The sequence below is a fragment of the Rhodopirellula baltica SH 1 genome, from assembly GCF_000196115.1.
GTDB lineage: Bacteria > Planctomycetota > Planctomycetia > Pirellulales > Pirellulaceae > Rhodopirellula > Rhodopirellula baltica.
This window is the reverse complement of the sequence record NC_005027.1, coordinates 2,272,900-2,299,889: the sequence shown is the minus strand read 5'-3', so window position 1 is coordinate 2,299,889 and position 26,990 is coordinate 2,272,900. Positions and strand designations below refer to the sequence as shown.

29 protein-coding genes are annotated in these 26,990 nt (G+C 54.9%); 11 read left to right on the top strand and 18 right to left on the bottom strand.

The features are described from left to right. Positions 1–119 precede the first annotated feature (119 nt). The 8 genes from RB_RS08905 to RB_RS08870 all read right to left on the bottom strand — a co-directional run bounded on the left by RB_RS08905 (position 120) and on the right by RB_RS08870 (position 4,767). Entirely contained in the window at positions 120–1,238 is a 1,119-nt protein-coding gene (locus tag RB_RS08905) for a glutamate--cysteine ligase 2 (protein ID WP_011119935.1), read from the bottom strand. 86 nt (positions 1,239–1,324) lie between these two features. After that, positions 1,325–2,473 (bottom strand): M20 family metallopeptidase, encoded by a 1,149-nt coding sequence (locus RB_RS08900; protein ID WP_231846335.1) that lies wholly within the window; start codon positions 2,471–2,473, stop codon positions 1,325–1,327. Positions 2,474–2,526: 53 nt separating this feature from the next. Beyond that, positions 2,527–2,856: a DUF4235 domain-containing protein gene (locus tag RB_RS08895; RefSeq protein WP_007335925.1), complete on the bottom strand. Its 330-nt coding sequence runs from the start codon at positions 2,854–2,856 to the stop codon at positions 2,527–2,529. 118 nt (positions 2,857–2,974) lie between these two features. After that, positions 2,975–3,244, bottom strand: coding sequence for a hypothetical protein (locus RB_RS08890; RefSeq protein ID WP_007329404.1), 270 nt, complete (start codon positions 3,242–3,244; stop codon positions 2,975–2,977). 5 nt (positions 3,245–3,249) lie between these two features. Continuing rightward, positions 3,250–3,735, bottom strand: coding sequence for a phage holin family protein (locus RB_RS08885; RefSeq protein ID WP_164921750.1), 486 nt, complete (start codon positions 3,733–3,735; stop codon positions 3,250–3,252). Positions 3,736–3,740: 5 nt separating this feature from the next. Next, positions 3,741–3,950 carry a hypothetical protein gene (locus RB_RS08880; protein WP_011119931.1) on the bottom strand — a complete coding sequence of 70 codons (210 nt, stop codon included), beginning with the start codon at positions 3,948–3,950 and terminating at the stop codon, positions 3,741–3,743. Further along, positions 3,947–4,333, bottom strand: coding sequence for a hypothetical protein (locus RB_RS08875; protein WP_011119930.1), 387 nt, complete (start codon positions 4,331–4,333; stop codon positions 3,947–3,949). The genes RB_RS08880 and RB_RS08875 overlap by 4 nt, the downstream gene beginning before the upstream one ends. Before the next feature lie 2 nt (positions 4,334–4,335). Next, on the bottom strand, positions 4,336–4,767 hold the full coding sequence (locus tag RB_RS08870; protein ID WP_007335921.1) for a CsbD family protein: 432 nt from the start codon (positions 4,765–4,767) through the stop codon (positions 4,336–4,338). Positions 4,768–5,267: 500 nt separating this feature from the next. Between RB_RS08870 and RB_RS08865 the strand changes: the two genes are divergently transcribed. Next, positions 5,268–5,723: a TIGR03067 domain-containing protein gene (locus RB_RS08865; protein ID WP_231846334.1), complete on the top strand. Its 456-nt coding sequence runs from the start codon at positions 5,268–5,270 to the stop codon at positions 5,721–5,723. Between the two features lie 62 nt (positions 5,724–5,785). Then, entirely contained in the window at positions 5,786–6,274 is a 489-nt protein-coding gene (locus RB_RS08860; RefSeq protein WP_011119926.1) for a hypothetical protein, read from the top strand. Between the two features lie 114 nt (positions 6,275–6,388). On the opposite strand, the gene RB_RS08855 is transcribed toward RB_RS08860, so the two are convergent. Then, the gene (locus tag RB_RS08855) at positions 6,389–7,489 is read right to left on the bottom strand and encodes a YheT family hydrolase (protein WP_011119925.1); all 1,101 of its coding nucleotides are present in this window, start codon (positions 7,487–7,489) and stop codon (positions 6,389–6,391) included. A 325-nt stretch (positions 7,490–7,814) separates the two neighbouring features. Here RB_RS08855 and RB_RS08850 point away from each other — a divergent pair, with 325 nt between their 5' ends. The 5 genes from RB_RS08850 (at position 7,815) to RB_RS08830 (ending at position 13,829) form a co-directional block, all read left to right on the top strand. Then, positions 7,815–8,486: a hypothetical protein gene (locus tag RB_RS08850; RefSeq protein ID WP_011119922.1), complete on the top strand. Its 672-nt coding sequence runs from the start codon at positions 7,815–7,817 to the stop codon at positions 8,484–8,486. Positions 8,487–8,775: 289 nt separating this feature from the next. Then, entirely contained in the window at positions 8,776–10,197 is a 1,422-nt protein-coding gene (locus tag RB_RS08845) for a mechanosensitive ion channel family protein (protein ID WP_011119920.1), read from the top strand. After that, positions 10,194–11,462 carry a DUF2254 domain-containing protein gene (locus RB_RS08840; RefSeq protein ID WP_011119919.1) on the top strand — a complete coding sequence of 423 codons (1,269 nt, stop codon included), beginning with the start codon at positions 10,194–10,196 and terminating at the stop codon, positions 11,460–11,462. The genes RB_RS08845 and RB_RS08840 overlap by 4 nt, the downstream gene beginning before the upstream one ends. Then, positions 11,452–12,801 carry a mechanosensitive ion channel family protein gene (locus RB_RS08835; RefSeq protein WP_164921748.1) on the top strand — a complete coding sequence of 450 codons (1,350 nt, stop codon included), beginning with the start codon at positions 11,452–11,454 and terminating at the stop codon, positions 12,799–12,801. Before RB_RS08840 ends, RB_RS08835 begins: the two co-directional genes overlap by 11 nt. Beyond that, on the top strand, positions 12,801–13,829 hold the full coding sequence (locus tag RB_RS08830; RefSeq protein WP_011119917.1) for an AI-2E family transporter: 1,029 nt from the start codon (positions 12,801–12,803) through the stop codon (positions 13,827–13,829). Before RB_RS08835 ends, RB_RS08830 begins: the two co-directional genes overlap by 1 nt. A 640-nt stretch (positions 13,830–14,469) precedes the next feature. On the opposite strand, the gene RB_RS08820 is transcribed toward RB_RS08830, so the two are convergent. The 8 genes from RB_RS08820 to RB_RS08780 all read right to left on the bottom strand — a co-directional run bounded on the left by RB_RS08820 (position 14,470) and on the right by RB_RS08780 (position 23,843). Further along, positions 14,470–16,506, bottom strand: coding sequence for a flagellin (locus RB_RS08820; protein WP_165447209.1), 2,037 nt, complete (start codon positions 16,504–16,506; stop codon positions 14,470–14,472). 989 nt (positions 16,507–17,495) lie between these two features. Then, on the bottom strand, positions 17,496–19,526 hold the full coding sequence (locus RB_RS08815; RefSeq protein WP_231846332.1) for a right-handed parallel beta-helix repeat-containing protein: 2,031 nt from the start codon (positions 19,524–19,526) through the stop codon (positions 17,496–17,498). Positions 19,527–19,964: 438 nt separating this feature from the next. Further along, the gene (locus tag RB_RS08805) at positions 19,965–21,008 is read right to left on the bottom strand and encodes an amidohydrolase family protein (protein WP_011119907.1); all 1,044 of its coding nucleotides are present in this window, start codon (positions 21,006–21,008) and stop codon (positions 19,965–19,967) included. Between the two features lie 152 nt (positions 21,009–21,160). Beyond that, positions 21,161–21,643 carry a pyridoxamine 5'-phosphate oxidase family protein gene (locus RB_RS08800; protein ID WP_011119906.1) on the bottom strand — a complete coding sequence of 161 codons (483 nt, stop codon included), beginning with the start codon at positions 21,641–21,643 and terminating at the stop codon, positions 21,161–21,163. Positions 21,644–21,797: 154 nt separating this feature from the next. After that, complete coding sequence (locus RB_RS08795) at positions 21,798–22,070, bottom strand: GlsB/YeaQ/YmgE family stress response membrane protein (RefSeq protein WP_011119905.1); 273 nt, start codon at positions 22,068–22,070, stop codon at positions 21,798–21,800. Between the two features lie 123 nt (positions 22,071–22,193). Continuing rightward, a complete protein-coding gene (gene dps, locus RB_RS08790; RefSeq protein ID WP_007326579.1) occupies positions 22,194–22,682 on the bottom strand; it encodes a DNA starvation/stationary phase protection protein Dps in 489 nt (162 codons plus the stop codon). Positions 22,683–22,750: 68 nt separating this feature from the next. Next, positions 22,751–23,557, bottom strand: coding sequence for an SDR family oxidoreductase (locus RB_RS08785; protein ID WP_011119904.1), 807 nt, complete (start codon positions 23,555–23,557; stop codon positions 22,751–22,753). A 67-nt stretch (positions 23,558–23,624) separates the two neighbouring features. Beyond that, entirely contained in the window at positions 23,625–23,843 is a 219-nt protein-coding gene (locus tag RB_RS08780; protein ID WP_007335899.1) for a hypervirulence associated TUDOR domain-containing protein, read from the bottom strand. Between the two features lie 260 nt (positions 23,844–24,103). Between RB_RS08780 and RB_RS08775 the strand changes: the two genes are divergently transcribed. From RB_RS08775 to RB_RS08755, 4 genes are all read left to right on the top strand, one after another. Then, positions 24,104–24,286 (top strand): zinc ribbon domain-containing protein, encoded by a 183-nt coding sequence (locus RB_RS08775; RefSeq protein ID WP_007331008.1) that lies wholly within the window; start codon positions 24,104–24,106, stop codon positions 24,284–24,286. Between the two features lie 548 nt (positions 24,287–24,834). Further along, a complete protein-coding gene (locus RB_RS08765) occupies positions 24,835–25,302 on the top strand; it encodes a nucleoside deaminase (protein WP_164922788.1) in 468 nt (155 codons plus the stop codon). Beyond that, positions 25,295–25,765, top strand: a complete 471-nt coding sequence (locus RB_RS08760; RefSeq protein ID WP_007331011.1) for a response regulator — start codon at positions 25,295–25,297, stop codon at positions 25,763–25,765. The genes RB_RS08765 and RB_RS08760 overlap by 8 nt, the downstream gene beginning before the upstream one ends. A 31-nt stretch (positions 25,766–25,796) precedes the next feature. Continuing rightward, positions 25,797–26,417, top strand: coding sequence for a DedA family protein (locus RB_RS08755; RefSeq protein WP_011119898.1), 621 nt, complete (start codon positions 25,797–25,799; stop codon positions 26,415–26,417). Positions 26,418–26,441: 24 nt separating this feature from the next. Here the strand turns inward: RB_RS08755 and RB_RS08750 are convergent, their stop codons facing one another. Further along, complete coding sequence (locus tag RB_RS08750) at positions 26,442–26,960, bottom strand: MgtC/SapB family protein (RefSeq protein ID WP_164921747.1); 519 nt, start codon at positions 26,958–26,960, stop codon at positions 26,442–26,444. Positions 26,961–26,990: the final 30 nt, after the last annotated feature.

Here is a 26,990-nt window from a genome sequence, read left to right as displayed (position 1 = left end):
GAGGGGCTTGGAGAGCGGTGCCTGCTGCCATAGGAGATCACCCAGTGTGAAAGATTATCGTTTGAAGAATCGTTTGTCGATCAGTTTGGTTGATGGCCGAGCAATTTTCGGGCCAACGATCAAGCGAGGATGGCGGATGGAACGGTTTCGGCGACAACGTTGGCGACCACGCTGCTCAATTCTCCGCCGCGTCTTTGGCGGTCAGCACCCGTTCCTGATTTGATCAGCTGGTTTGCGAATGCTTCGACTGGACGAGCCTCGCCGGTTGCTTTGAGAGCCGGATCGATTGCGGTCATCAGACGATTGAGCAATTCTGAAGCAGGAATCATTTCGCGAGATTCGGGATCAACGAGCTGTTCGTTCATTCCGTAGCGGGCCGCATGCCAGATCGCATACGACAGGACCGAGGGACGAATTGGGACGATCGGTTTGCCCTGTTCTTCTTCGGAGATCGCCAGCATCACGATCGCGCGGATCATGCCGACGTAGCCCACCGTTTCTTCCACCCGAGTCATCACGTCGGCTGCTCGGAACTCGATCGTGGGAACTCGAGTGGGTAAACGGATGTCCCAGTACAGGAAGCTCTCGTCCTTGATCGCTCCGCAAGCGACCAAGTCATCCACACAACTTTGGTAATCGGCCAACGAATCGAAGTGGGCGGGAGGACCAGCCATCGGCCACTGAGCCCAGAGCTCGCGACGATAACTCGCGTAGCCGGTGTCGACTCCGTCCCAATAAGGCGAGTTAGCGGTGATTGCCTGCAGAATCGGTAACCATCGACGGCAGCGATTCATGACCTGAATGCCCAGTTCGCGGTCTTCCATCGCGACATGCACATGGCATCCGAAGATGAACAAATCTCGAGCGATCTGCTGGTACCGATCCGTCATCGCTTGATAGCGATCCTTTGGAGTCAACGCATCGTCGGTTGGGATCGGCAACGGGTTCGTCCCTGCGGAAGCCAGCTCGGTTTCGTTCGAACGCGCCGCGTCGATCAGCATCCGCCGGGTCTGCGTGAGGGCGTCGCGGACTTCTTCCAATGAGCTGCAAACATCCGACGCCATTTCGATTTGGTTCAGATGCAACTCGTGCTGAATCTCGGAGTGAGCTTCTTCGGATCCACCATTCCGGCGAATCGTTCGCATGACCTCTTTGCAGTTCGGTATCAACGCACCGCTTCGGGGATCAACGAGCTGATACTCTTCTTCAACGCCGACGGTGGGGACTTGGAAGGACACGGTTGTTCTCCGATCAAGGTAGGATCCGCCGATTGGAAACCAGACCGGACAGAAACGAAGTGGATGAGACGAAAGAGACGAGCGGTCTAAGCGGCGGTCATGCCGGGATCATCGAGGATCGCCGCCATCGCCAGGACACTGGCGCCGATTGGCAACGCGGATTCATCGATGTCGAACTTCGGGGTGTGGAGCGGTTCGCTGCCGACGTCGATCCCGGCGACACCCAGGCGGAACATTGCCGCGGGAACCTGCTGGGCGATGAATGAAAAGTCCTCGGCACCCATGCTTGGTTGGGCGATGTCACGTACGTTGGTCTCGCCAAGAATCTCGATGCCGGCATTGCGAAGTCGGCGGGCGATTGCGGCGTCGTTGATCACGGGAGGCGTGTGTTGACCAAATTCCAGATCGATGCGGCAGGAATGAATTGATGCGATCGACCGTGAGATTTCAGCCATCATCTCTTTGGCTTTCTCAGCACTCTCCGCAGAAAGCGTGCGCAGCGTTCCGCTGATCGAAGCCGATGATGGCACCACGTTGGGTGCGTTGCCGGTGTGAAGACTGCCAACGTTGATGACGACGGCATCGCGAGCATCGATTGCTCGTGGGACTCGCCGATAGATGTCGGTCACCCACTGAGCCGCGGCACCGACCAGGTCGCCGGTGAGGTGAGGACGGGCACCGTGACCGCCCTGCCCTGACATTTCGACCGTGAACAGATCGCACCCGGCGGTGAAGGCTCCTTCGCGAATTCCGATCGTGCCAACCGGGCGAGTTGGATCCACGTGCAGTGCAATCGCTGAGTGGACGCCTTGCAGAGCACCGGAGCGAATCATGTGCAGGCCACCCCGACTGGTTTCTTCCGCGGGTTGAAAGATGATTCGGCTGTTGACCGCCATGCCTTCGCCGGCAAGTTCAGTCAGGATCGCGGCCGCACCGTACGCCATCGCGGCGTGAGCGTCATGGCCGCAGGCGTGCATGACTTGGTCCGTGCCGCTTGCGTATTCGTGCTGGACCATCGTCTGGATGGGCAACGCGTCAATGTCCGCTCGGATCGCGGTGCGTCCCAACTCTCTCGGTTCGCCAATGTCGACGAACAAACCTCGATTGTCTTCCGCGAGGGTTGGTTTGAGTCCAAGGTCTGCGATGATCTCGGCTAGGAACTCCGTGGTCCGATACTCGTAACCCGACAGCTCAGGGTACCGGTGGATGTAGCGACGAACTTCACGGATCTTCATCGCGTGTTTTCGCGATAAGTTCTCGAGCCGGTCGTGAACGTCTTCCGCTGTCATCATGATACCGACCGCATGGACCGATATGCCGTAGATGATGCGCGACGCGATGCGATGCGTGCGGCGCCAACGATCGCACCGGAGACCGCGCCCCATAGCAATGCTTCACGCCATTCAACTTCGTGCGAAGTCGGGTTCTTGGGCGGATCACGTTTCAGGGCCGCTTTCCAACCAAGTTGCAACCCTTGGCGAACCATGAATGTACATCCGATCGCCGCCGCAAACGCGATCATGTTCTCGGTTTGGCCGATCCCTGCGTTACGACCATCCGCATCTTCGTTGAAGAAGTCCACGGCTCGGTCTTTGATTTGCTCGATCTGTTCTTGCATCGAAATGTATCCTTGAAAAAAAAGAGCAACCGTTTGGGATTGCTCTGGCGAATGTTAAGTCACGCGATCGCGAGGGAACGCGTGGATGAAACGAGGCGGCGAGCGTTCGTGTTGGGAACTAGGGCTTGAGTTTCCAACCGACCATGACGCCCAAGCCGAATGCCCAGCACGCGGCGACATCGGGGTGGTCTTTGGCGTATGCCTTGGCCAAACCAAAGAGGTCTTGGGCTGGTTCCTTGACGTAGTGCTGAGCGGCGTCTTTGCCGAACTCAACGGCACCAGCGGCGACTCGGTCGGCAGCCACGCGAGCCTGGTCGGACATGCCATTCATGTCCGAAGGATTCGACGTGGTGCCAGTTTGACTGCGTTGTGTAGATGCTTCGTTCATGACGATTACCTTTCAGAAAGGGGAGAGACTGGATCGGGTGTGTAGTAGTGAGGTGGCTCGCGAAAATTTTGAAACGATTCGCGTCGCATTTGATTGCGAGGGGATGTGGAGGGCGAGATCATCGTGGCCTTGAGCCATCGCACGTTCTCGGCCAATTCGGACTTCGTTTCAGCCATCGCGGCGGTTGCAGCTTGAATCGCTTTGGCCGCGACCAGCATCAAAACGCCGACGATGACAAACGTTGCGATGGCGAGAGTTACCAACGCGCCGCCGGTCGAGAGTTCAGTCAACTCATCGAGTAGGAATCCAAAACCGACCAGCAACACGGTCAGAGCGGATCCGGCCAAGGCAACCGCGATGGCAGTGAAGATCGCGGCGCTGGTCAGCTTTCGTTTCGCAGCTTGGGCGTCGACGGACAGCAATTGCAGCTGCAGTTCGCACAAGTCGAGAACGTCTCGCAAGACTTTTTGGATGCTGGCGTTGTTTGGCATATCAATCACGAGGGTCGGCGTTTGACGAACCAACCAAGAGCGATGCCGACGACGCCCGCCGCGACGAGTGACGCGGTTGGGTACTTGGCAACGGATTGGTTGATGAATTTCAGTTTGCTGGGCGATTCGCCGCTCGCATCAGCATGACGAGACTCGGGGAGAGCCTCGTCAAACTCGATGCGTCGGGGCGGTCGCGAATGTGCGGGAGCGATCATGTGGATGTTCGGTTGGTCAGGATGCGGTTGATTTGTTGAGCCGCCACGGTGCTGGCTTGCCTGAGCGCGAGTGTCATCACGGTGCCGGCAATGCCCGCCATCAAACCTTTCTTGGCTGGCGCGGGAGTTGACTCCGTTCCGCTGGATGTTTCGCGGATGATGATTCGCTCCGGCGTTCGCTTGTTAGGCACGATTAGAAATCCGAGTGCCGCGACACCTGCCAAAATGGGCAATGGGTGCCGCGACATGTGATACTTCCAATCCGTTAGCTGACGGACTCGGACACGAGCGTCGTCAACTTCATACGGAAGCTCCGTTCGAATCTCAGCCATTCGCTGTTTGATCGCGGCGGATTGTTTCTTCGTTGCAAGCGTGGTCGCCATGACTATTTCTTGTTACCGAAGAACAGGATTGCACCAGCAGCGATGCCGAGTCCGAAAGCGATCGCCAGCGACTCGCCGGGACGTGTTCGAACGGTGTCGGCCAACTTGGCACCGTACTCGCCGGACTGCGATGCCAAACGCTGGTAGTTTTGGCGAGCGTAGGCGGCGGCGTCAGCAGCAGCGGCCTGAGCGGCTTCGCTGTATTGCTGAACGGTTTCAGAGGCCTGATCGGTGAAGTTTCGATTCAGCACGCTGTCGAGAAACTTCTCGATTTCGTTCTGCGTCGCACCGGTCTTTTGTTGAACGACGCCGACCAATTGTTCTGCCGAACCACGAGCCTGTTGCAGATCGTCTTCGGTCAATTGGCCCCAATGCTCTTTCAAGCGGCCTTTGACTTCGTTCCAGTGACCCTGCAATTCTTGACGATTAACCATGAGTTGAACTCCTTTAAATGTGTGTTGTCTCGGTTGCGATCTCGTCTGAGATGGCGGAAGAAGACAAACGCACATCGCGGGCCAAAACGTTTTCGTATTTCTGAAACCTTTTGATCGCTGATGGTTTCGTAATAGCTGGCGTTGGTGAAAACGAGGTCGAAGGATGGGGCCACCGGTGTGCTGATTCGTTTGGAAGCGTCGGGTGAACCGCGTTGGCGATGCGGCGGCGGTGCATTCTCGAGCATCTTGGTCGGTCGTCGCTCAAGTGGTGCTGCCGACACGCCGGATGATGCTGATTGCAGTTCATTCGTGTGACCGTCCAAACAAATCGGGTTTTGCGGCAGCAAGGTGGTATGGCGATTGCGTTTGGTTGCAATCTCAGGACGTTCAGCTTGAGAGGCTTTCGCCGCGAACGTTCACTCACCGAAGATGGGAAGGCAATTCTGATGTCCTCGGCGAGTTTGAAAACAATCCAATCACATTCAACGAGGACCACCCCAATGCCACGCTACACAATGCTCGCTGTTTTGCCCTGCCTCCTGTTCGCGTCCGTTGTTCCGGCTCAGGCCGACGAACACACCCAGCCCATGCTGAAACGACTGGCGGGCGTCTGGGAAGTTGAGGAGGGAATGAACCAAGGCGAGGAGATTCCTGAAAAGGAACTGGAAGGAACGATCATGAAAATCGAGAAGAACATGATCGTCACCTACGATCGAGAACAACGCGAAGTCTATCGCGCCCTGTTCACGCTCGACGAAACCAAGAAGCCCGTTCACATTGACATGACGACCGAGATGAAAGGGATGCCTCCCATGAAGTCGTTCGGGATTATCAAGATGGAAGAAGGCGATGAATTTGAAATTTGTTACGCATTGCCCGGCGCAGATCGTCCAAAGGAGTTCAAGTCTCCCAAGGGCAGCAAGGTGATGTTGTTTGAAGCCGAACGTGAAGACTGATTTCGTCGGCACCATCCCCACCGTAACACCAAATCGATTCGACCAATTCTTAGGAGAACGTCATGAGTCAACAATGCCTTGTCGCAGAGTATTCCGACCGCAAAAAGTTGGCGGTCGCCGTTGAGGCCCTTCAAAAGGATGGATACACGCCGGATGATTTCAGTGTCATCACGGCGGCTAAGCATCCGCATGAAGTTACGAGCGAGAACGCCAGCGGAGACATGGCCTCGTCGCCACCCGCTGAAAAAACGACCGGTGCAGCTACTTTAGCGGGAGGTGCCATCGGAGCGTTGTTGGCAGCACCGACAATGATCGGGCCATTTCTTGTTGCCGGGCCGATTGCAGGTATGGCTGCTGGGGCGGTGGGTGGCGGCTTGCTCGCTTCGATCAAGACATGGGGTTTGGACGACAAAGCCAGTGCCAATTACGAGTCCAATTTGAACGCCGGGTCGTCGCTAATCGTGGTGGAAGGGGACAAGGGCAAGCTCAACACTGCCGCTCAAACGTTGAAGACATGCGACCCCGTTTCGATTGAACGTTACGAAGCCTGATCCAGGCCGTCGTTCATTTGTACGATCGCCATCGAAAAATTGCACGAGGCTGAATTCGCATCCGGCGGATCAGCCTTTTTTCGTGCCAACGTACCGTTGTCACTCTCTGGGCCGTCACAAGACCGAGTCGAAAAATGCAATCGTGGCTGATTCGTGCCATCGTCGACGGCTTTGGTCGAAAAATCCTGTGTGGCCGCCGGATTCGCAAAGCATCGGGTAAAGAGCGTCGTTCTTTTCCCATTCGATCCCTTCGAATACCTCGGGAACGACGACGGGATCGTCTTTGGCATGCAGCAGCAACGTTGGAGTGCGGATCGATTGCATGGAGTCGACTGCCGAGTTCTCGGCGTAGTAATCTTTGGCACCGTCGTATCCAAAACGCGGTGCGGTGAACTGATCGTCGAGTTCCCAAACCGATGAGACCGACTTCAAAGTGGATCGTTCTTCGTCTGTTAGCTCAGCCGAACTTCTCAGCAATTCATCGCGTTGCTTGTTCAGTAGGTATTGATCAAATGCGTAATTTGATCCGGTTCGCAGATTCTTTGACGTGACTTCCATGTCCAGGGGAGCGGAGACGCTGACCGCGGCATTGAAATCCGAATCAGCTCCCGATTCGGCCAAGTACTTTAGCAACAAGTTGGCGCCCAACGAAAACGCAACACATGCCAGGCCGTTTCGCGTCCACTCTGGTCGTTCTGCTTTCAAGTGCTCGGTGAGATGGCAAACATCGGCTGTTAACCCGGGATGATGAAAGCGAGCGCACTTGGAAGCCGATCGTCCCGCACCACGATGATTCCATAGCAAGACGTCGTATCCGTTGGTGTTGAGTCGCTGGCCAAGCGAACGCATGTATCGACTCAGCGCGTGACCACCCATCCCATGAAAGACGGTGACGAGTGGCTTGTCGCCTCGTTTGTCCGTGGCGGGGAAGTAATAACCGCTCAGCTCATCCGGCGGAGTGTGGTCGTCAGGAACGGAGATTCCAATCGCGTCCGGTCGAGTGTCCAAGGAGAGTTGCGGATTCAGCCATTTCACCGAGATCGTTTGCAACCAACCACCGCGGCAGAGCGGATGCGGCTGAAAGGAATCGATTCCCTCGATTTGATCCGCGGCCACAGTGACGCGATGTTCGCGGTTTGTTTCGTCGTCGGGCATTGTTTCGATTTCGAAGATAGGAATCTCGTGATTTATCGCAGCGTTTCGCTCCAAGATCATGCGAATGAAGCAAGACGCGGTGAATGAGCGGACTCAAGTTGTCAGGCATCCGTCTTTCGGAGAATCCACCGTTCTGATTCCACCAGGAGTCTGAATTGCCGTATTTCGTGAGGAAAAAGCTTCCGCAACTAGCTGGTTGATTTCATTCACTTCGTTAGTGACCACGCGCACTCAGGCAGTTTCGAGGTTGTTCAGCACGTCGTATCGCATCGATGAAGCGGAGTGCCAAATGGGTTGCGAATTTCAGGCCAAAGCAGTTTGGAACGGTGTTTGCGTAGATCCTCTCATCACAAATTTTCTACCAAACTGAACTCGGGGATCGACGATGACACATTCAACCAACTCGCGACACGCCGCCGTGGCGATTGTGGCCACGGCACTGACCGTGATGTTCGCGATCACGGTCGCGAAAGCCGACGACGGGCTGTTCGACAACGACGGAGCATCGACCGCGGCCGGTGACATCCTGGAATCACGTGGCGATCTAGCGGAGGGACTGGGACGTGGTGCCGTACTGCGATCCCTGTCTGCGGAACGCTTCCAGGAAGCCATCGCCAAGCAACTTGAAAACCGAAAAGAATCGGTCGAGCTGTACTACGACATCAAGAAGCTTCGAGAGGAGCAACTGAAAGAAGACCGGATGTCGGCATCGGATCGAATGAAGATTGCGAACAAGCAAAAGCCTGATCGCTTGAACGAAAATCAAATCAAGCGAGATACCGGAGAGATCTATTGGCCCGAACCTTTGGACAGTCCTGTTCTGGAACCTTACCGCCGTCCAATCGAGCGAACGCTCGCGAAACGCTACCAGCCCGATGCTCAGTACCAGGAATTTGACTTCATCAAAGTTCACCGCATGGTGAAACGGATGGAAGAAGCGATCGATTCAATCCGAGATGAGTTGGACGTCCGTGAATTGGTTGCTCTGAAAGATTATCTGGTGCAGATCGATTACGAAGCACGCTTTGACAGCAAAAACAATCGCGTCGACTTCTGATCATTGGATCGGAGTCCGCGTCTTTTTGGACGAGATGCCCAAGTTCGTCGCCGAGCTTCATGGCATCTGTCTCGCCCCACAACATTTGTTCGAGCTTGGCTGGTACTTCAAGCTTCGTGCGTTAAGAGAGGCGAGGAGTTCGTGTCAGATGCAATGTCGGCGCGACCTTACCCAAGATGCTTTTACGTTGCATGGCGAAAAAGGTACCTGACACCTTTTTTTCAATATTGCAAAAGTCCACCGGATCGTTGCGCTTTCCTGATTCCTTTCACGCACCCGATGCCTGTTCATGTCTCGATCGATTGTCTGTTTTCGCGGGTTGCTGTTTGTGCTTATGCTGCTTGGTGGTGTCGGTGCACGAACGGCAGTTGCCCAAGACGATACTCCCACGGCCGATGACATTGCCGCCGAGGTGACGGGTGATGGTCAAGAAGGCGACAAGAATGCCGTGCAGGTTGCAGACGAAGTGCAGGTTGATCCAATCAATAGTGATCAACGGATCGAGACTCGGTTGCAAGAGATCATGGAAGCGACCGGTTGGTTCACGGATCCGGAGGTGAAGGTTGATCGCGGTGTCGCTTTTCTAAGTGGAACCTCGGACACAAAGAGCCACCGGGATTGGGCGGAGGCGACCGCAATCAAAACATCGGACGTGGTCGCGGTCGTCAATCGATTGAAGGTGGCGGAGCTCCCGCTTTGGAATTTTGCACCGGCAATCGCTTCATTGAAACAGCTTGGCCGCGAAACAACCGGTGTGTTGCCGCTGGTATTGGTTGCTCTGGCAGTCGCGATTTTGTCTTACTTCCTTGCTCGCGTAGGCGCAGGACTGACACGCTGGTTCACTCGTTCGCGAATCGATAGTTCGCTTTTACGGCAAGTCGTTGGCAACGTTGTCGGGGTTTTGATCTTCATCATCGGTGTCTATGTCGCGTTGCGTGTGTCTGGGTTGACCAGGTTGGCGGTCACCTTGTTGGGCGGCACTGGATTGGTCGGTTTGGCGTTGGGTTTCGCTTTCCGCGACATCGCCGAAAACTACTTGGCCAGCATTCTGATATCGCTGAATCATCCTTTCCGCGTGGGTGACTTGATCGAAGTCGAGGGAGCCAAAGGTTTCGTCCGTAAAGTGACGACTCGGGGAACGGTGCTGAACACATTGGATGGCAACCAAATACAAATGCCAAACAGCACGGTCTACAAAGGCAAAATCATCAACTACACAGCAACACCGCTGAGTCGGCGCGACTTCACTGTCGGGATCGGGTTTGAAGATTCAATTGTGGAAGCCCAAGAATTTGTCATGTCGGTCCTGGACGATCACATTGGCGTGGTGAACGATCCGGCTCCGATCGCGATCGTTGAATCGCTCGGGTCCGCCACGGTGAACCTGCGAGTCTATTACTGGTTCGACCAAACGACTCATTCACCGTTGAAGGTAAGCAGCAGCGTGATTCGGCTGGTGAAACAGAAGCTGACCGAAGCTGGAATCAGTATGCCCGACGAGGCACGGGAATTGGTGTTCCCACGAGGCGTGCCGGTTCAAATGGTCGAGCAATTGCCAGCGGCACCGCCAGCTCTGCCCGAAAAGTCTCAGCCGGCCGAAGAGCCAACCACCTCCGTTGGCGAAGGTGACTTGGGTGCCGAGCAAACCGAAGTCTTGCGGGCAACGGAAGACGATGAAACGGTCGAGGGTGAGGCGAACCTGATTGCATGAAGGCCTACCTCCAACAACTACTGTATCGAATCAAAGGAAGCTATTGGTTCATTCCATCGCTGATGGTGCTGTCCGCCATCGTGCTTTCGCAGGTCACCATTTGGATTGATCGAACCGTCGGCAACGCTTGGTTGCAACAATACTGGTTCACATCAATGAACCAACCCGATGGAGCACGTGCGTTGCTGGCAACCGTCGCGGGATCCATGATCACTGTGGCGGGCGTGACATTTTCGCTAACGATCTTGGCGGTCTCGCACGCGACGTCGCACTTTGGTCCACGGTTGCTGGACAACTTCATGCGAGACCGTGGCAATCAGATCACGCTCGGTACCTTTGTGGCGACGTTTTTGTATTGCCTGTTAGTGCTGCGAGTCGTCCGGGGCGATGCCGTGCCGGAAAGTTGGGAATTATCGGTCGAGGCCTTTGTCCCGCAACTTTCGCTATTCGTGAGTCTCGTGCTGACGATTGCGAGCGTTGGTGAACTGATTTACTTCATCCACCATGTGCCCGACAGCATTCATATTTCGACGGTGCTGCGTCGTTTGGCGATCGACATGTCGGAGAAGTTCGATGAGCTGTATCCCGAGACACTTGGACAAGCGTTGGACGAAGAGCAAGAGGTTCCGAGTTTGTCCAGCGATTTTTTGCACACGGTTCGTTCCGATGTGACCGGCTATCTGCAAGGGATCGACGATGATGAACTGATCCAATTTGCAAAGGAGCAATCCGCGGTTGTGCGTTTGATCAAGCGTCCGGGCGATTTTGTTCGACGCAGCGAAATCATCGCCGAGGTGACTCGCATGACGGAATGGAATGAGGAACATGCGAAGAAAGTACGCCACGGTTTCGCGATCGGATATTCGCGAACGCCAACTCAGGATGTCTTTTTCATTTTGAATGAGTTTGTGGAAGTCGCGACGCGTGCGTTGTCGCCTGGTGTGAATGACCCGTTCACCGCAATGCAGTGTATCGACTGGTTGTCGGATGGATTGGTGCAGTTGTCGCAACGAAAGCTCCCGACCCGCTACCGAATGGATGAACAAGACGAATTGCGAATCATCACGACCGAGGTGACGCGTGCGGACTTCGTTCAGTCGATGCTTTGGCAATTGGTTCCGTATGTCAGAAACGATCGGAATGCGTCGATCTACTTCATCGAATCAATGAAACGCGTGATTGAAATCTCGAACTGCAAGCCGCTCAATGAGCTGATTGAAGAACCCATCCGCGATCTCGAAAAGGCCCTCGAAGATGAAAACTGATTTCCAAATGAGTGGCGAGTCGCGTTGGAGTGACTGGGCATACAAGACGATTCGATACGTCTTCGTTCTAGTCGTCATGCTTTGCATCTCAGTTGCGGCGAATCGAGTTTCTGCGCAAGAAACGAGTGAAGCGGAACCGGTGGAAGACACCAACGCACCGGCCGAAACCGTTTCGGTGCAAAACATCAGCGACGACGATGCCATACGCGATCGGTTGACGAAGATCTTTGACTCGGCCAAAGAAGCAGGTTGGTTGTCCGACGCGGAAGTCGAACTGCAGAGCGGCATCGTGACAATTCGCGGGCAAGCCGACACGGAGGAACATCGTCAGTGGGCAGAAAATGTGGCTCGCAAAACCGAAGATGTTGTCGCGGTGATCAACGAGCTGTCCATTGACAGCGCCGTTGATCTCGCCTCGACGCGTGAGGTGGTAACCAAGTCATTGGACTCGCTGTGGACTGATTTTCTGGTTCGATCGCCACTCTTGGTTGCCGCGCTGTTCGTGGTGTTGGTGACTTCGTTGCTGTCGAAACTTGCGAGTTGGATTATTCATCGGCTGCTCGACAATCGAGGGATGCGTACCAGTCTGAAGGATCTGGTCAATCAATTGTCGTCGATTGCGATCTGGATCGTGGGATTGTTGATCGCGACGGTCGTCGCGTTTCCAGGGATGACTCCGTCCAAGGCATTGACCGTTTTGGGTTTGGGATCGGTTGCGATTGGTTTTGCCTTCAAAGACATCTTCGAGAATTTCTTCGCTGGTATCCTGATCCTTTGGGGATATCCGTTTGATCGCGGTGACTTCATCACATGTGGTGATCTGACAGGCGAGGTCAAGCAAATCACCATTCGCAACACGCTGATTCGAAAGCTGGATGGCGAGTTGGCCGTCGTGCCGAATGCATCGCTATTCAAGAACAATGTCGACGTGTTGACCAGTCAACCGCAGCGGCGAGTTCGCATCATTTGCGGTGTTGCCTACGACGAAGATGTCGACCAATCTCGGGATGTAATCAAGCAGGCGGTGCAGTCATGTGAGACGGTGCAAGGGAAGCGGACCGTGGAGGTTTTCGCCAAGGAGTTTGCTGACTCGAGCATCAATTTTGAGGTCGCTTGGTGGGCTGGATCCAAACCGCTGGATATCCGTCGAAGTCGCGATGAAGTCGTCGCAGCAATCAAGCGAGATTTGGACGCCGCCGGAATTGAAATTCCATTCCCGTATCGCACATTGACTTTTAAAAACCCTGAACACATTGGTTTCAAAACGACTGAGTCGGTTGTTGAGAACAAAGGTCCAGGCGATCACCGTTCCACTCCAACCGAAGAAAGTGAATCCTGATGGATCACGCCGCTTTTTCACGACGCGTTCTCTTGGCCAGCGGCATTGTTTTGCTGGTCGTTGCGACCGCGGGATTGCTCTACGTCGCTCGCAACTTGTTGCCGCTGATCTTTGGATCGGTGCTCATTGCGGTTGTTTTGAATCAATTGGCAGATCTCGTTGGGCGATGGGTTCCGCTGGATCTATCGCGTACCACACGAGTTGGTTTGGTGATCTCCACGATCGCGGTTGTGTCTTGTTTGACGATGTATTCGTTCGCGAACTCAGCGGCTCAGAAAGCGGCGCAGTTCAAAGACCGGATTGAGAATTCAGTCCAGGAAACTTTTGAATCGGTCAAGCAGCAACCGCTCGTTGAAGATCACCTCGAAGAAGATGCCAAGCTCAGTTCCATGATGCCTTCTTCTGGAAAATCCATTGGGTTGGCCAAGAACTTCTTTGCATCAGCGTTTGGTGGAATGGCGGACTTTTTGATCTTGTTGATCCTTTCGATTTACTTCGCTCTCAGTCCGGACAAATACCGAGTGGGTGCGATTCGGATGCTGCCAACCGGTTGGCGTGAGAAGACGTCGGGTCTGTTGTCTCAGTCGTCTACCACGTTGTGGCGCTGGATGATTGGTCGCTTGATTGCAATGGCATTGGTGGGAGTCGTATTTGGAATCGGGTTGGCTGTGATTGGCGTTCCAATGCCGCTGGAACTGGGCGTGTTCGCAGGCTTGGTAACCTTCATTCCCAACATCGGTGGCATCGCCGCCGTCGTGCCCGCGTTGTTGCTGGCATCGCAACAGGGATCGACCGCGCTCATTAGCGTTTTGGTCCTCTATCTGGTGATCCAAACGATCGAAAGCTACCTCATCACACCGATGGTTCAGGAACACCAAGTCGAGCTGCCACCCGCGATGGTGATTTTGGCGCAGATCATCGGAGGGTTGGTCTTTGGTTTCTGGGGGATCGTTTTCGCGACGCCGATGTTCGCGGTCAGCATGCTGTGGATCAAACAGATCTACGTGGAGGACTGGTTGGAAAGCTGATCGACTCGGAGCTCTGTCATTCAGAAAAGGGCCTAGCAGGCTGTTGATTTATTGAGCCGCACCGCGTTAGCGGCGGTTGATTAGACGCCAACCGGGGCTAACGCCCAACGGCTAATGATTGTCATTCGGTATGCGACTAAATCAACAGCCTGATAGGCTGCCAGCCTGTGACTGCGCAGAACACAGGGTGGAAGCCTATTACACCTTTCCTGTCCGACACTTGTTCGTCGTTGGTTGCGAAGCAGGTCAGCAGCTGTCTTTCGGCATTTGAACTGTGATGGCAAACGCCATCGCTCCCACGTACAACCGGGCCGAACGCTGGACTGCGAAATGGTTGCTTTTGGAGTCCTGACAGCGAATGCGATTTTTCGTCCGGCGTCTGTCTTTCTTCATCCTGCCGGGATGACAATTTGCGCAAACGCATGGCCGCCACAGCCCCAAATATTCAGAAGTCCAAGGCGAACGTCCAAACGGCTCACATGATTCTAGCAAAGCGTGAACAACAGGTGACGATGTTAGCGGTGTGGCGCAAGCCGCCCGGTGGGGAACCGGAGGGCTCGCGACCTTCCGCTACGTCACTTGTCGTTCACGTTGTCCTCACCAGATCATTCCAACAGACGTGCTTCAGGATTTAGCCGCGCTATCCGAGTAGCGACAGAACGTTTCGCGGGTTTTGATTGGCAAGTGAAAGCACATTGGTTCCAGATTGAACGAGAATCTGCGCACGAGTTAGATTCGCGGATTCTTGGGCGAAGTCAGCATCGCTGATCGACGACACTGCTTCTTGCAGGTTCGCTTTTGTTTCGTTGAGCGAGACGAGGCTGCTTTGCAGTGTCGTGGCTTGAAACGATCCTAATCGCCCACGCATGTTGACGACTTTATGCATGACTTCGTCGATGACTTTCGCCGCGCCGTAGACGTCGTTGGTCAGCGACTTCGATTGCCCGCTGCCTAGTTCGTAGAGGCGGCCAGAGCTGCCGCCCAGCTTTCCAGTCGAAACGCTGCCGATTCCCAGAGAAGCTTGCTGTGTGCTGGTGGCATCAGGTCCAAGTTGAAACGTGGCTCCTCCGCCGGTGATGCTGAAGCTGAAATTGCTACTGCTGCCGTCTTCGACGGTGATCGACAGGTCCAACGTGGAGGTGTTGATTGATAGATTGTTTCCGCTTCCGCCTGCTTTCACACCGTTGATGGTTGCTTCGACATCGCTTCCGAGTGCACGGGTTTTACTCAGATTGCTTTTGAACGTGCCGGCATCACTTTCGCCAATCACCTCGATTTCGACGGACTGGTTGCTACCGTATTCTTGGCTGGTAAAGTTCAGCCCGTTTTCAGTGCTCGCAACCACTCCGGTTGAGTCGCTGACCAAGTTGACCGCGGCAGCAATTTGAAGAGCGGTCGCGCCGTCGGAGAACTGGAAGGTTTCGCTGCCTGCACTACCCCTGAGCTCGAAGATGAGATCTCCGTTTAGCTTGGGCTCGAAATTGGCGGTGTTGGTATTGAAGTCGTCTGCGGTCAGATTCAGGCGTTGTGACGGTCCTGTGGTTTCTTCTCCATCGCTGTCGATCACCGTCGCAGTCAGTTCAGTGCCATCGGAAAGTGCCGGAAGATCGTTGACCAATTGAGCGATGTCGACGAACCCTTTAGATGTCTCGTCGGTACCCAAAGCGATGTTGACCGTGTTGGTCTGTTCATCGTAGGACGCCGTTGTCGCGGATTGATCCGAATCGGTATACGAGATCGCAATGTTGCCGCCATCACTGCGGGCAACTTCGATGCCGGCGTGAACCGGCCTGACGACGCCTGTTTGCTGGGTATTCTCGAACGGTCCTCCCTCCCAATGAGCTTCGATGCCCGGCAGACTGTTGATCGCGTTTGCACTCATGTTGATGCTGTGTGGCTGATCATAGGAGTCATAACGTAGCGTCAAAACGCCGTCATTGATCGATGCTGCTGGAAGACTATTGAAGCTGCCATCGTCGATGAATTGGACCGATTCAAAATCACCCGTGATGCGGATACCGCTGTCGTTGAGCACCGCATGATAGTACGTGTTCGTCGCGAGCTTGCTGGTGGCGACGGCGTCACCATCAAGTGGTGGATCAAACGCATTCGCGTTGACGGAAATGTCTGCCTTCGTTGCAGCCGCCGCGACGTTGACCTCCACATCCACGCTTCCCAGCGTTCCAAGATTCGCCTGGTCAATCGCGTAGTCGGCTATCCCGGGTGTGGTTGAAAGCGTGCTGACGTAGTCCTGTGAACCGTCAAGCAGTTTGCGACCTTGAAAGGTGGTCGTTTGAGAGATCCGATTGATGGCCTCGAGCGATGAGTCGATCTGCAGTTGATTCGCAGCGATCTCATCGCTTGACAACCCGCCGGTGTTGGCCGCTTCGACAACCAAGCCACGGATGTCATTGAGAAGGTTACCGACTTGGCCAAGGGCCGAATCGGCGGTGCTGATGATCTGGCTGGCTCGCGTCGTGTTGCTGATCGCTTTGGTCAGTCCCGTGATCTCGGCACGCAAAGCTCCACTGGCCAAAACGCCGGCTGGGTCTTCCGAAGCCTTGTTGATTCGCAAGCCCGTGGACAATCGCGTCAGCGATTGCTGCAGGTCATTGTTGCTGGACGCCAGACGATTCTGAGCGACCAACGATGAAACGTTGGTGTTGATGCGCGTCATGGCAGCGTGGGAAAGGCGAGCCAATTGTTGTTGTGAGAATGACGACAGAGATTCGAAAAACCATGACACGTTTTCAAGCAATGAAAAATCTTCCACGCAAGTTGTGTCCGAAAAATTCCGTGAAAGCCGCTCGCCCAATGCCGCAGCCGATACAGCCGCGTCAACCCGGTCAGGTCGTCCCAAACTTTCGACGAGATTTCAATTTCGCTTCGTGCCGACGTCGACAACGTCTTGCATGACGTAGCATCTGGATTTGTCGCTGAGTCCGAAAACGAGGCCTCGCACTGGTGAGGCAGAATCGTCGGCCGACCGGGAAAAAGGGTTTCACTGTCGGCGTGAAGGCTTGTTCACGAGGGACACGTGGCATGACGAGGAGAATGGCGAACGACAAAGTTTTTGCGTTGCGTCGAACGCCGAGCTCTTCGTTCACTTTGCGTGAGTCGATTGAAGATCATCAAGGAGGACCAGCGCATCGGTATCCGCTTGGCTGACAAAACCCAACCAGTCGAGCTAGTTCCAATGGTCGCTCACAAGTGGCAACTGGTCGAAGGTTCACGTCGGTTGGTACGGAGTCACTACAGGGACGCTCCACTCACCCGCATGCTTGACCAGTTTTGCTGTGATATCGATCAGGATCCACTCGTTGAGAGGATGCTCTGTCACAACACGACTTGAGGAACGTAGCTTGCCATTCTCAAACCACAGGCTGGGCCCGCTTCGGCAAGGGTGGATGGAACCTCGCCACTCATGTTGGAACACCGCGTTCTTGTCCAGTCGAATCGCGAATTTGCAACTCGTCGTGCCTTCGCTGTGTATTCGGCTGAACGCTCGCATTGGATGGTAGCGCCGCTTTTGCCGAGAGTGTCAGTGAACTGCAAAACCCTGTTCTCACTTTCAGCAACCGGTGACTCAATCACCTGGATCTCACCGAGTTTTGGAGTGACGAAAACGGATGCCCAAACTGGGAGCTCGCCATTCGTAAACTCTTTTCAAAATGCGAGTGGCGGCGGATCGGGAGCCTGACGCATCGTCGGCATCGGAAGCATCTTGGCTTGTTCTTTCCAGGCTGCGTCACCATAGACGCCTGCTTTTGAAACGTCGAATGGTTGGAAGCCGATCTTCTTCGCGACCGACGTATCCGCAAATCGGAAGTCGTCGTTCAATGGATCCACGAACAGCGGATCAGCAATGAGCGAACGTCCGCTCGTGTCGGCGTTGCCCAAGTCGACCGGTTTTCCCATCCGCCAATAGACGTTGCCACCAATTTCAACGCCATCGTCACCCCAGTTGCCATGAAACAGTTTCTCTGAGTCCCATAGAACGATGTTCTGCTGGTATGTGAACGAAAGATGCTTTTCAACTCGACTACGCCGAATCTGATACTCACGTCCGAAAGCAAAGACATTGTTGCGGATCACATTTTCACGACCGTAGTGTTGGTGATACCCTCCAGATTTGGTGCGATAGACAAGATTGTTTTCTAGCAAAATGCCGGTGCTGCCTTCGTCATTGTACAGCCCCCATCCCCCGTATCCCCATGACTCGATGTCGTGGATTCGGTTTCCTCGGAGCACAGTGCCCGGCGACTGCCCCAGCGTGTAGATGCCGCCCATGTCACTGAGCCAGCCTTTGCCGAGATGGTGTATGTGGTTGTTTTCGATTCGATTGCCAGTTGCCAAGCTTTGACCGTAACCCCAACGCCAACCCACCGAGATCCCGGTGTAGTACATGTCGGCGATTTCGTTGTGTGTCACCGCGTTGTCAGCACTGTTGCCAATCCAAACTCCCACCGCACATGGAAACAGATGCCCGGCGTCGTAGACGATGTTGTTGTCAACCGCGATGTCGTGGGTCCGTTCCAATTCATTGGACGCGATTCTCGTTTCACCGACGCGCACTCCACCTGCGCCCAGGTCGTGCACGAAGCTGTGTCTGAGAACGCCAACCGAGCAACCTTTGCGGAACCAAATCCCATAACCACCGGTGTAGCCGACCTCGCAGTGATCGAAAACGACGTTCTTAGTTCCGTCGATTTGCACTGCAGCTTCAATCGGAGAGGCCGCCTGCGATGGATCAAAGCCAGCCCGCGGGGTGAGCATCCCGCAATGACGAAACGCGATGCCACGAAATTCGAGACCATCAACAAACTGATCGTTCCCCGAGTCTCCTCGGATCACAACCAACTTGTCGCAGACGGGAATGGTGAAGTCAGCGTCGTCCATCGATTCACCGTCACGAGGTAGGTAGCTGAGCTGTCCTCCCGGTGCCAAGTAGAATTCCCCTGGCTCGTCGAGTGCAGCGGCATAATTCTCGAGGAGATATCCCGTGTGACGGGTCAAAGGGTTCCAGCTTTTCATCTTTTGCCCCGAGATGACCAACTGACCCTGCTTCACATCGGCACGGTCGAGAAAACGGCGAGTGGTGTCCCATTTGTGAAACGCCAGGATTTGGACTTGGCGAATCTCTTCGGAACTCAGGCCTTCCAAGCTGGCGACATCTTCTGGACGCACTGTCATTGTTTGCTGGGCGCGTTTCCCGTCGTCGATCAATTGTTCCTGGCAACTCACGATGTAGTGAAAGAAGGCGTCGGGTTCGCGTGCTCTCGCTGCGCGTTTCTCGTTGACCCACATCTGTTCGAACCGCCATTCCGGTGGGAGTTGCGTCGTCCAAATCCCTCCTTCGCCCTCGGTCCACTGGGACGTGATGCGGCGACCTCCTGAGATGACTGGAGAAGTCCCTGCTGCGGCTTCGTAGATCACATTGCCATCACCGAATTCGAAAGTCAGCGGCTGAGTGATTTCATAGCGGCCGTCTCCCACAATGACTCGAGCGGCTTCATCGGCATGGTCCAGCCGACGCCGGCGGATTTCGTCACGAGCTTCCGTCAGGGATCGAAACGGGCGGCTCTCACTTCCGTCACCACCGGCAACCGCACCGGAGGCGACGTACAACTTCCAATCGCTGTGAGCGATGTTCGACATGGTCAGGAGGGCAAACAGCAGACAGGCAGTCGTCTTCATACGAGATGGTCGACAGGTTTGTGGACAAAGAACGGGGAAGTGGTCAGCGATCGACCCCAAGCATGTTAGCCAAGAAGGCAAAGCAGATGTTCTTCCTTGGATAAGGCTTTGCTAAGGACCACGTGAACAACAAATGACGTAGCGGAAGGGCGCGAGCCCTCCGGTTCCTCACCGGGCGGCTTGCGCCACACCGCTAACATCGTCACTTGTTGTTCACGCGTTGCTAAGCAGGTCGGCTGGTGTCTTCCAGCATTTGAACTGCGATGGCAAATGCCGCTTTCCCACTTACAACCGGAGCGAACGCAAGGGCGGCTCACCTGGTTTTGGCCGATCATGCTTGCCGACCTGCTTGTCACACGATCTGGTTGACGCATACCAGCGTCCAATCTGATTTCAAAATGTTTGGCTTGGTCACAGGCCAATCGGCAAAAGGATCGCTCAGCGTTCCTGTTGGTCTTCGCGCGGCTTCCACTTGTACGCGGCCAGGGAGTTCTTCCAGAAGTACTTTTCCTGGAGCTCACGTGGTTTGTCAGCGAAGTATTCCTTCGCGATGCCCACGACTTCATCCAACGGAGCCGCTCGATCGCTATTGGGCCAATCGCTGCCAAAGAGAATGCGATCGTCTCCAAAGATCTCGATCAGTCGATCCAAGTTCGGGCGATGAATCTCCAAGTCCTTGACGATCTTGCCCGCGATGTGATGAATCACGCCCGAGAGTTTGACGTAGACGTTCGTTCGATCGTGCAGGTCTTTCAGAACGTTGCCGTAAGTCGTTTGGTTCGCCACGGTACGTTCCAAACGCGGTAAGTGATCGATGATGATGCGTAGGTCGGGCAGCTTTTGATTGAGCCTCACGACGGCTTCCATCAACCGCACGGACGGGTTGGCAACATCCAGGGACAAATCCAAGTCCGTCATCAACCGCATTCCCTTCAGAAACACATCGTCCTCAACCATCCGTGGCAAATCGTATCCCCACAGGGATCCGTAACGGATGCCTCGAAACAAAGGATTCTTCGCGTGCCGAACGAGCAGTTCTGCGAAGTCCGGTTTCTCCGGCCGCAGATTGCCGACCAGCCCGAGCATCATGTCATCGGGCTGCATGACTTGCAGTGCCCACAGGTTGTCTTCCACCCACGGGCTGGCTTCGACCTTGATTGCACCTGTGATTCCGAGCGGAACGGCAAGTTTGCGATAGTCAGCCGGCAGGGCGGTGGTCGGGGAATCACCTCCTGGACCAACGTACGGAGCCCCCTGAGGACGCGATCCGTCAAAGAGATGGATGTGACAGTCGATGATGGGAATAGGATCTTTTTTGGGACTCGGTGCCGCGGTCACGGACTCGGCCATCGCTGACGCTCCCACGGCGACTGTGCCCTTCACAAATCCACGACGGGTCATGTGCACATCGGAGAAGTCGGGATGGTTGGTCGTTGATTCACCCATCAAACGGTTCCCGTTTCGCGGTTTCGAGAGGGGCATTGGGGCTGACCCATTTCGTCAAGAATTGTGGTCGGGGAGTGGTAGTCTCAGCGTCGTTTGTCTTCGAAGGGATGTATCATACAAAAAGAGCACAATGAATAATCATCGTGCTCTTTGGAATGAACTCTCGGTTTGGCTCGTTGACGCTAGCCTCAGAGCGAAACGCTTGCATTGATGTTTTCGTCGGTCTCGGCCCGTTCGCCTTGGACATAAGCTTTGCCCGCACGCAGCAGATAGTTGATGCCGGTGAATCCGCTGTTGTCCCAGTACTCACCGCGTTCGGGCTCAACGCGAAGCAAAGTGATGTTCGGATCGTTCTTGCCTTCCGGGAACCAAACCTTCCACGCTTCTTTCCAGAGCTGTTCCAGCTTGGCTCGGTCATCGGTGACACGGCACTGACCGGACAGCGTGACGAACTTGTTGGACCCTTGCATCGTCACCGCCACATCGCGGTCCAGCATCAGCTCCGCAATTTTGCCAGAGTTTCGATTGGTGACGAACCACAATTGGCCGTCGTCCGTTGCTTCCGCGATTGCCATGGGGCGAGCGTCCAGACCGCCGTCATCTGTTTTTGTGATGAGCATCGCGGTGTCAAAATCTTGGACAAGTTCGATTAGCTTTTCGTGAGTATTCATCGTCCTTCTTTCGTTGAGAGTATTCGGAAACGATACGCAAAGGTCGCAAATCAGAGGCCAACGCGAACGAAAATCCGTCGATACGAAAAAAGGCGAGAGGGAAGACCTCTCGCCGATTGGTGATGACGATCGTGAACCAGCCGGTGACGGTCGATCAGTGAGTCATGGTTTGTTGAGGGCTGCGGTTCCAACGTGTCGCGATCGCGAGCACCGCGACGGCGCCGATGATCGAACCGATCCATCCGGAGGCTTGCATCGCCGATCCGCCAAACAACAGGAACGCGAGAAAACCGCCGACGAATGAACCGACAACGCCCAGCAAAATTGTTTTGACGATGCCAAGGTTCTGTCGTCCGGGATAGATCAGTCGTGCAAGGGCACCGACGATCAAACCGAAAATGATCCAGCCAATGATAGGAATCAACATGTGTAAGCTCTTTGAGTGAGTGTAGGGAAATGTCCTGCGTGCTTATGCCGTGTTCAATTGACAAGGTCTTTGCACACGGACCGGACGGCCGGGGAAGCCCGGCGATGGTGTCTGTTTTTGCGATCAGACTTCTTGAGCCTGCAACATCCACAGATGCTTCTCGAGTTCGCCCGAGAGTGCGATCAGCATGTCTTCGCTGATTGCGTCGAGATCGCCGAGTTTCTCGATCGCCGAACGGAGTGAATCAATGACTTGTTTCAATGCGTCCGCGACCCGCGAAATGGTTTCGGAAACCTTCACAAATCCCGCGGGGTAAGCATCGACGCTGCTTTCTGCGGCGACCGTGGAGACGCGACCATCGGCTGGGATTCCCAGCGTGACAATCCGTTCCGCGACTTCATCACTGCCCGCTCGAACGGTTTCGATGATCTCGTCAAGTTGCAGGTGAATGCTGCGGAAGTTCGGCCCGACCACGTTCCAGTGGGCTTGCTTCATCAGCAATGCCAGATCGATCAGGTTGGTCAGATTGTCTTGCAACAATGCGGTGACTTCCGCGTTGGTCTCGTCTTGAAGGATGTCACGCTTGAATTGGGTCTTGGTTGTAGTGGACATTGTTTAAACTCGTTGGTTTTCGTGATGGCAGTGACTGCCGTGGATAGTGAAAAGGCTCGGGTGGTGGGCTACTGAGCCAAGTAGTCCTCTCGGAATGCACTGGCTGCGAGAGGCGTGGCGGCTTCAAAGCCACCGTCAATCGGCCATCGTGCCCCAGTGACAAATCCCGCTTGCTCACCGGCAAGGAAGTTGATGACGGCGGCGACTTCATCGGGATGACCGACCCGGCGAACCGGGATGGCCTCTCGCGGAGAGCTTTTGGCGTCATCGGGATCCATGTCGTTCATCGGAGTGGCAATTTCGCCGGGTGCGACGGAATTGACGGTGATGTTGAGCGGCGTCAGATCCAATGCCAAACACTTCACCAACCCGCCCAGTGCGTGTTTGGTCATCGTGTAAAGCGTGTCGACGGGGCTAGCGATTGCTTCATGAGCACTCGTTACGACGATGATTCGTCCGGGAGTGGATTTCGGCTCGCCATCCAAACCGCCGGGAAGCATGTGATGAACCGCCCGTTGAATTGCCAACGTCGCACCGATGGTGTTGACGTTGAAAATGCGCTGAGCGGTTTCAACGTCCAGGTTGGGCATTGTTTGATTGACCATCATCCCGGCGTTGTTGACAAACACATCGAGTCCGCCCAGTTCGTCAACCATTTCGTCGACGACCGGATTCGCGGTTTCAGGGTTGGACAAGTCCAGGTGTTTGATCACACATGCACGTCCCTCGGCCTGCACCATTTCAGATGTGCGTTTGGCGTCGTCCTCACCGTGTGCGTAAGTGATCGCGACATCGTGCCCTGATCGAGCGAGGGCTACCGCGGTCGCGCGACCGATGCCAGTGCTTCCGCCGGTAATGATTGCTTTGCGGTTCATGGGATTGCGTTGTTAAGACTCTTGGATAGTTACGACTGCGTGGAACACAGGTTGGAAGCCGATGCCACTATGCGTCCTTCAGTTCGCTTTCACTCTTCAGCACGTGGTCACCGTCTTCTTGCTCGATGTAATAGGCGGGCTCGTCATCACTGGCGTTCCGCGTCACGTCGTTGCCTTTGATGGTCTTGGTAACTTTCTCTTTGTAGGACTCTTTGATTTGCCCCTTGGCCGTTCCACCGCCATAGTTCCACTCGACATACTGGTTGACTTGAAATTTTTGGCTCACGGGAAGTCCTGCTGGTTCGTGCGAAGTTCTTTGAATGAATAGGAGCGTCAATGAACGCGTTGCTGCGTCGTGATAAATGTGGAAGCAAACGCCGGGCCAAAACCCTGATCGTTAAGATTGGCTCGCCGATTGCGGGTCATCCCTCAACGGAAGAGCTCTCTATCCGATGCATTCTTCCGTGACTCACCAACCAGCAAGGTTCCGATGTCATTTGGAATGTTGCCCTTCAAATTCGATCGAACTTCAAACGGATCATCACGATGAACGAGCCCAAGCAAGACACCGCTCCTTTGAACCACACCCCGTGTCCCAAGTGCGGGAAGCAGGTGGACGACCGTGTTCCCGCGTGTCCCAATTGCGGTGAGAAGATTTACGTCGAGCATCCAGGCGGAATCACACCGACCAAGCACGAACCATTGCCCGCGAATGATCCCACGAAGTAATGGCTTGGCGATTAGCAGGCTGTTGATTTAGTCGCATACCGAATGACAATCATTAGCCGTTGGGCGTTAGCCCCGGTTGGCGTCTGATCAACCGCCGCTAACGCGGTGCGGCTCAATAAATCAACAGCCTGTTAGGCAATCGTTTCGGCGTTCAAGCCGAAACCCAGGGTGTTGCCCCTGGCTGTCATAGGGCTGCCCCGTTGGGGAGTGCGAACTTGGTTGTCGCACTGCTCCGATGGCTTTGAGTTGATTTGTTCCGATGCGGTTGATTGCGGACCAGATCACGTTCGCCATCAGGCCGTGGGTTCGCCTCAGAGCCACGCAACAGCATCCGGAACGGCAAGGTTTGGCGTGCCAATGTGAGTGACCGGCCAAAAAATGTGGTTGGCCGTCATTGCCGGTTTGGTGTTGCTCTGAATATGCGTGAATGGCTTTTGCTTCGGATCTTCGCATCGGTTGCGGCACGCTACTTGCGATGTATCTAAATCGTCTTTCAATCCCCACACCGGTCCAGATCTATGTCTTCATCCTCGGCAGTCAGTAGCGAAATGCTTCGCCAGTGGATGAAGTCCGTTGTGACGATGACGATTGAAGGTGTGGCGATGGGGGAGCATCCTTTTGGCGCGGGGGTCTTCACCGACAGCGGGAAGCAGATCGCAGTGGCTCACAACCAAGTGGTCTCACGTTGTGATCCGACCGCGCACGCGGAGGTGATGGCCATCGGCAAGGCGGCCAAAAAGCTGGGTGACCCGGATCTATCAGGATTGTGGCTCGTCTCGACTGGTGAACCGTGTCCGATGTGCCTGGCCGCAATCGGATTGGCTGGTATTGAACACGTTGCTTATGGCGCATCCGCATCCACGATTGAAACGGCCAACTTTGGCACGTTGGGTTTAACGGCCAGCGAACTTGCTGAGCAGTTGTCACCGCCAATCCAATTGACCGGCGGCATTCTAGAGTACGACTGCTCGGCTCTATTGATCAATCATCGAAAAAAGGACTCTGACGATGGTTGAATTGAATGTGCAGGTCGCCCACGAATTGCCGTTGCCGGCAATCGGTATGAGAAATGTCCTCGTCGTCGATGACGTGGCGGTGATGCGAACGATCATTTCTCGGGTTCTGCGTAACCTTCAAGTGGAAAGTGTTCAGGCGGCGGATGGTCGCGAGGCTTTTAGGCTACTATCCAAACAAACCATTGACGCAGTGATCACCGATATTGAGATGCCAAATTGGAGCGGCTTTGATTTGGTCGACGCCATGCGGCGATCGAAAGACCAACGAGTTGCGACGATGCCCGTGATTGTGACGAGCACACTGGGAAGCAAAGCGATCGCTCGCAAAGCTCGGCGGTATGTCGGTGTGTACTTTCTGCCGAAGCCGATCTCTGTCACTCGTTTGAGTGTCACTCTGAAGATGATTGCGACCAGTCGTTGGTTGCATGAACGATTCTCGGATGGTCGACGAATCTGTTTTTGAACCGACCAAACTTGTTAGCTTTTGATCAGTTATGGATCAGTGGATCGAGACGATTTTGGAGCAGTTTGATGCATTCGGCGTAGGAATGCTGATGCTGTTGGAAAACGTGTTCCCGCCAATTCCGTCCGAATTGGTGATGCCATGGGCTGGCTACTCAGTCAGCCAGGGGCAATCTTCTTTCGTCGCGGTTGTTGTCTCGGGGAGCATTGGATCGTTTGCTGGAGCCTGGGCGTGGTACTGGGTTGCTCGGCGAATCGGGAAGGAACGACTGGCAACGTGGTTGGACAAACACGGAGCCTGGTTGACCATCACGCGCAAGGATATCGATCAAGTCGATCGCTGGTTCGAGCAGTGGGGAGCCGCAGCGGTTCTTTTGTGCCGGCTGATACCTGGGCTTCGAACGCTCATCAGTGTTCCAGCAGGTTTCGCGGAGATGCCGCCAATGAAGTTTTCTGCTTACACGGCTGTTGGAACGGTCGCTTGGACGACGCTTTTGGCGGTGATTGGTTTGTGGCTGGGGAAGAACTACGGCGATCTGGCTGGTCCGCTCAGTTGGGTGAGTTCAGGAGTCATCGCAGTGATGTTGGCAATTTGGATTTACCGTTTGATCCAGCAACATCGTGGGCGACGTGGTTCCACATCGGTTGGATGACATGGTGACGAAAGAGCTCGCGAACTAACAACGATTCGAGGAAGCGTCGTTTTGATCGTTCTTTAAGTTTGATTCACACTTGCGATGCACCCAGCGTGCAATGCGACTCTCCACGTATCCTACGACCAACAGCACGAAGACGGCTGCCACCGCAACGCTGGTAGCGAGTGCCACTCGCTCGACTGCGGTGGCAACGCCAATGCCTGCGGTCAAGAAGATGCTCGCAGCGGTTGTCAGTCCTTCCACCTGTTCTCCTTTCTGGTGCACGATCGTGCCGGCACCTAAGAAGCTGATGCCCACCACGATCGCTTGAAGCACGCGAATTGGGTCGGCGCTGAGCATCGAATCGGGCTCCAATTCTTGGAAATGGTTCACCGCTTCCTGAGCCAGAAGCATCATCATGGATGCTCCGGCACACACAAAAATGTGCGTTCGGATACCAGCGGGTTTGCGAGCGAACTCGCGTTCAATTCCAAGCAGCGCACCCAAGCCACCAGCGGTGGCAATCGTCTGCAGTTGTGTGATGTCGAGGCTGTCTAACATGCGGCGATGGTCGAGCAAAACGTGTGCCCG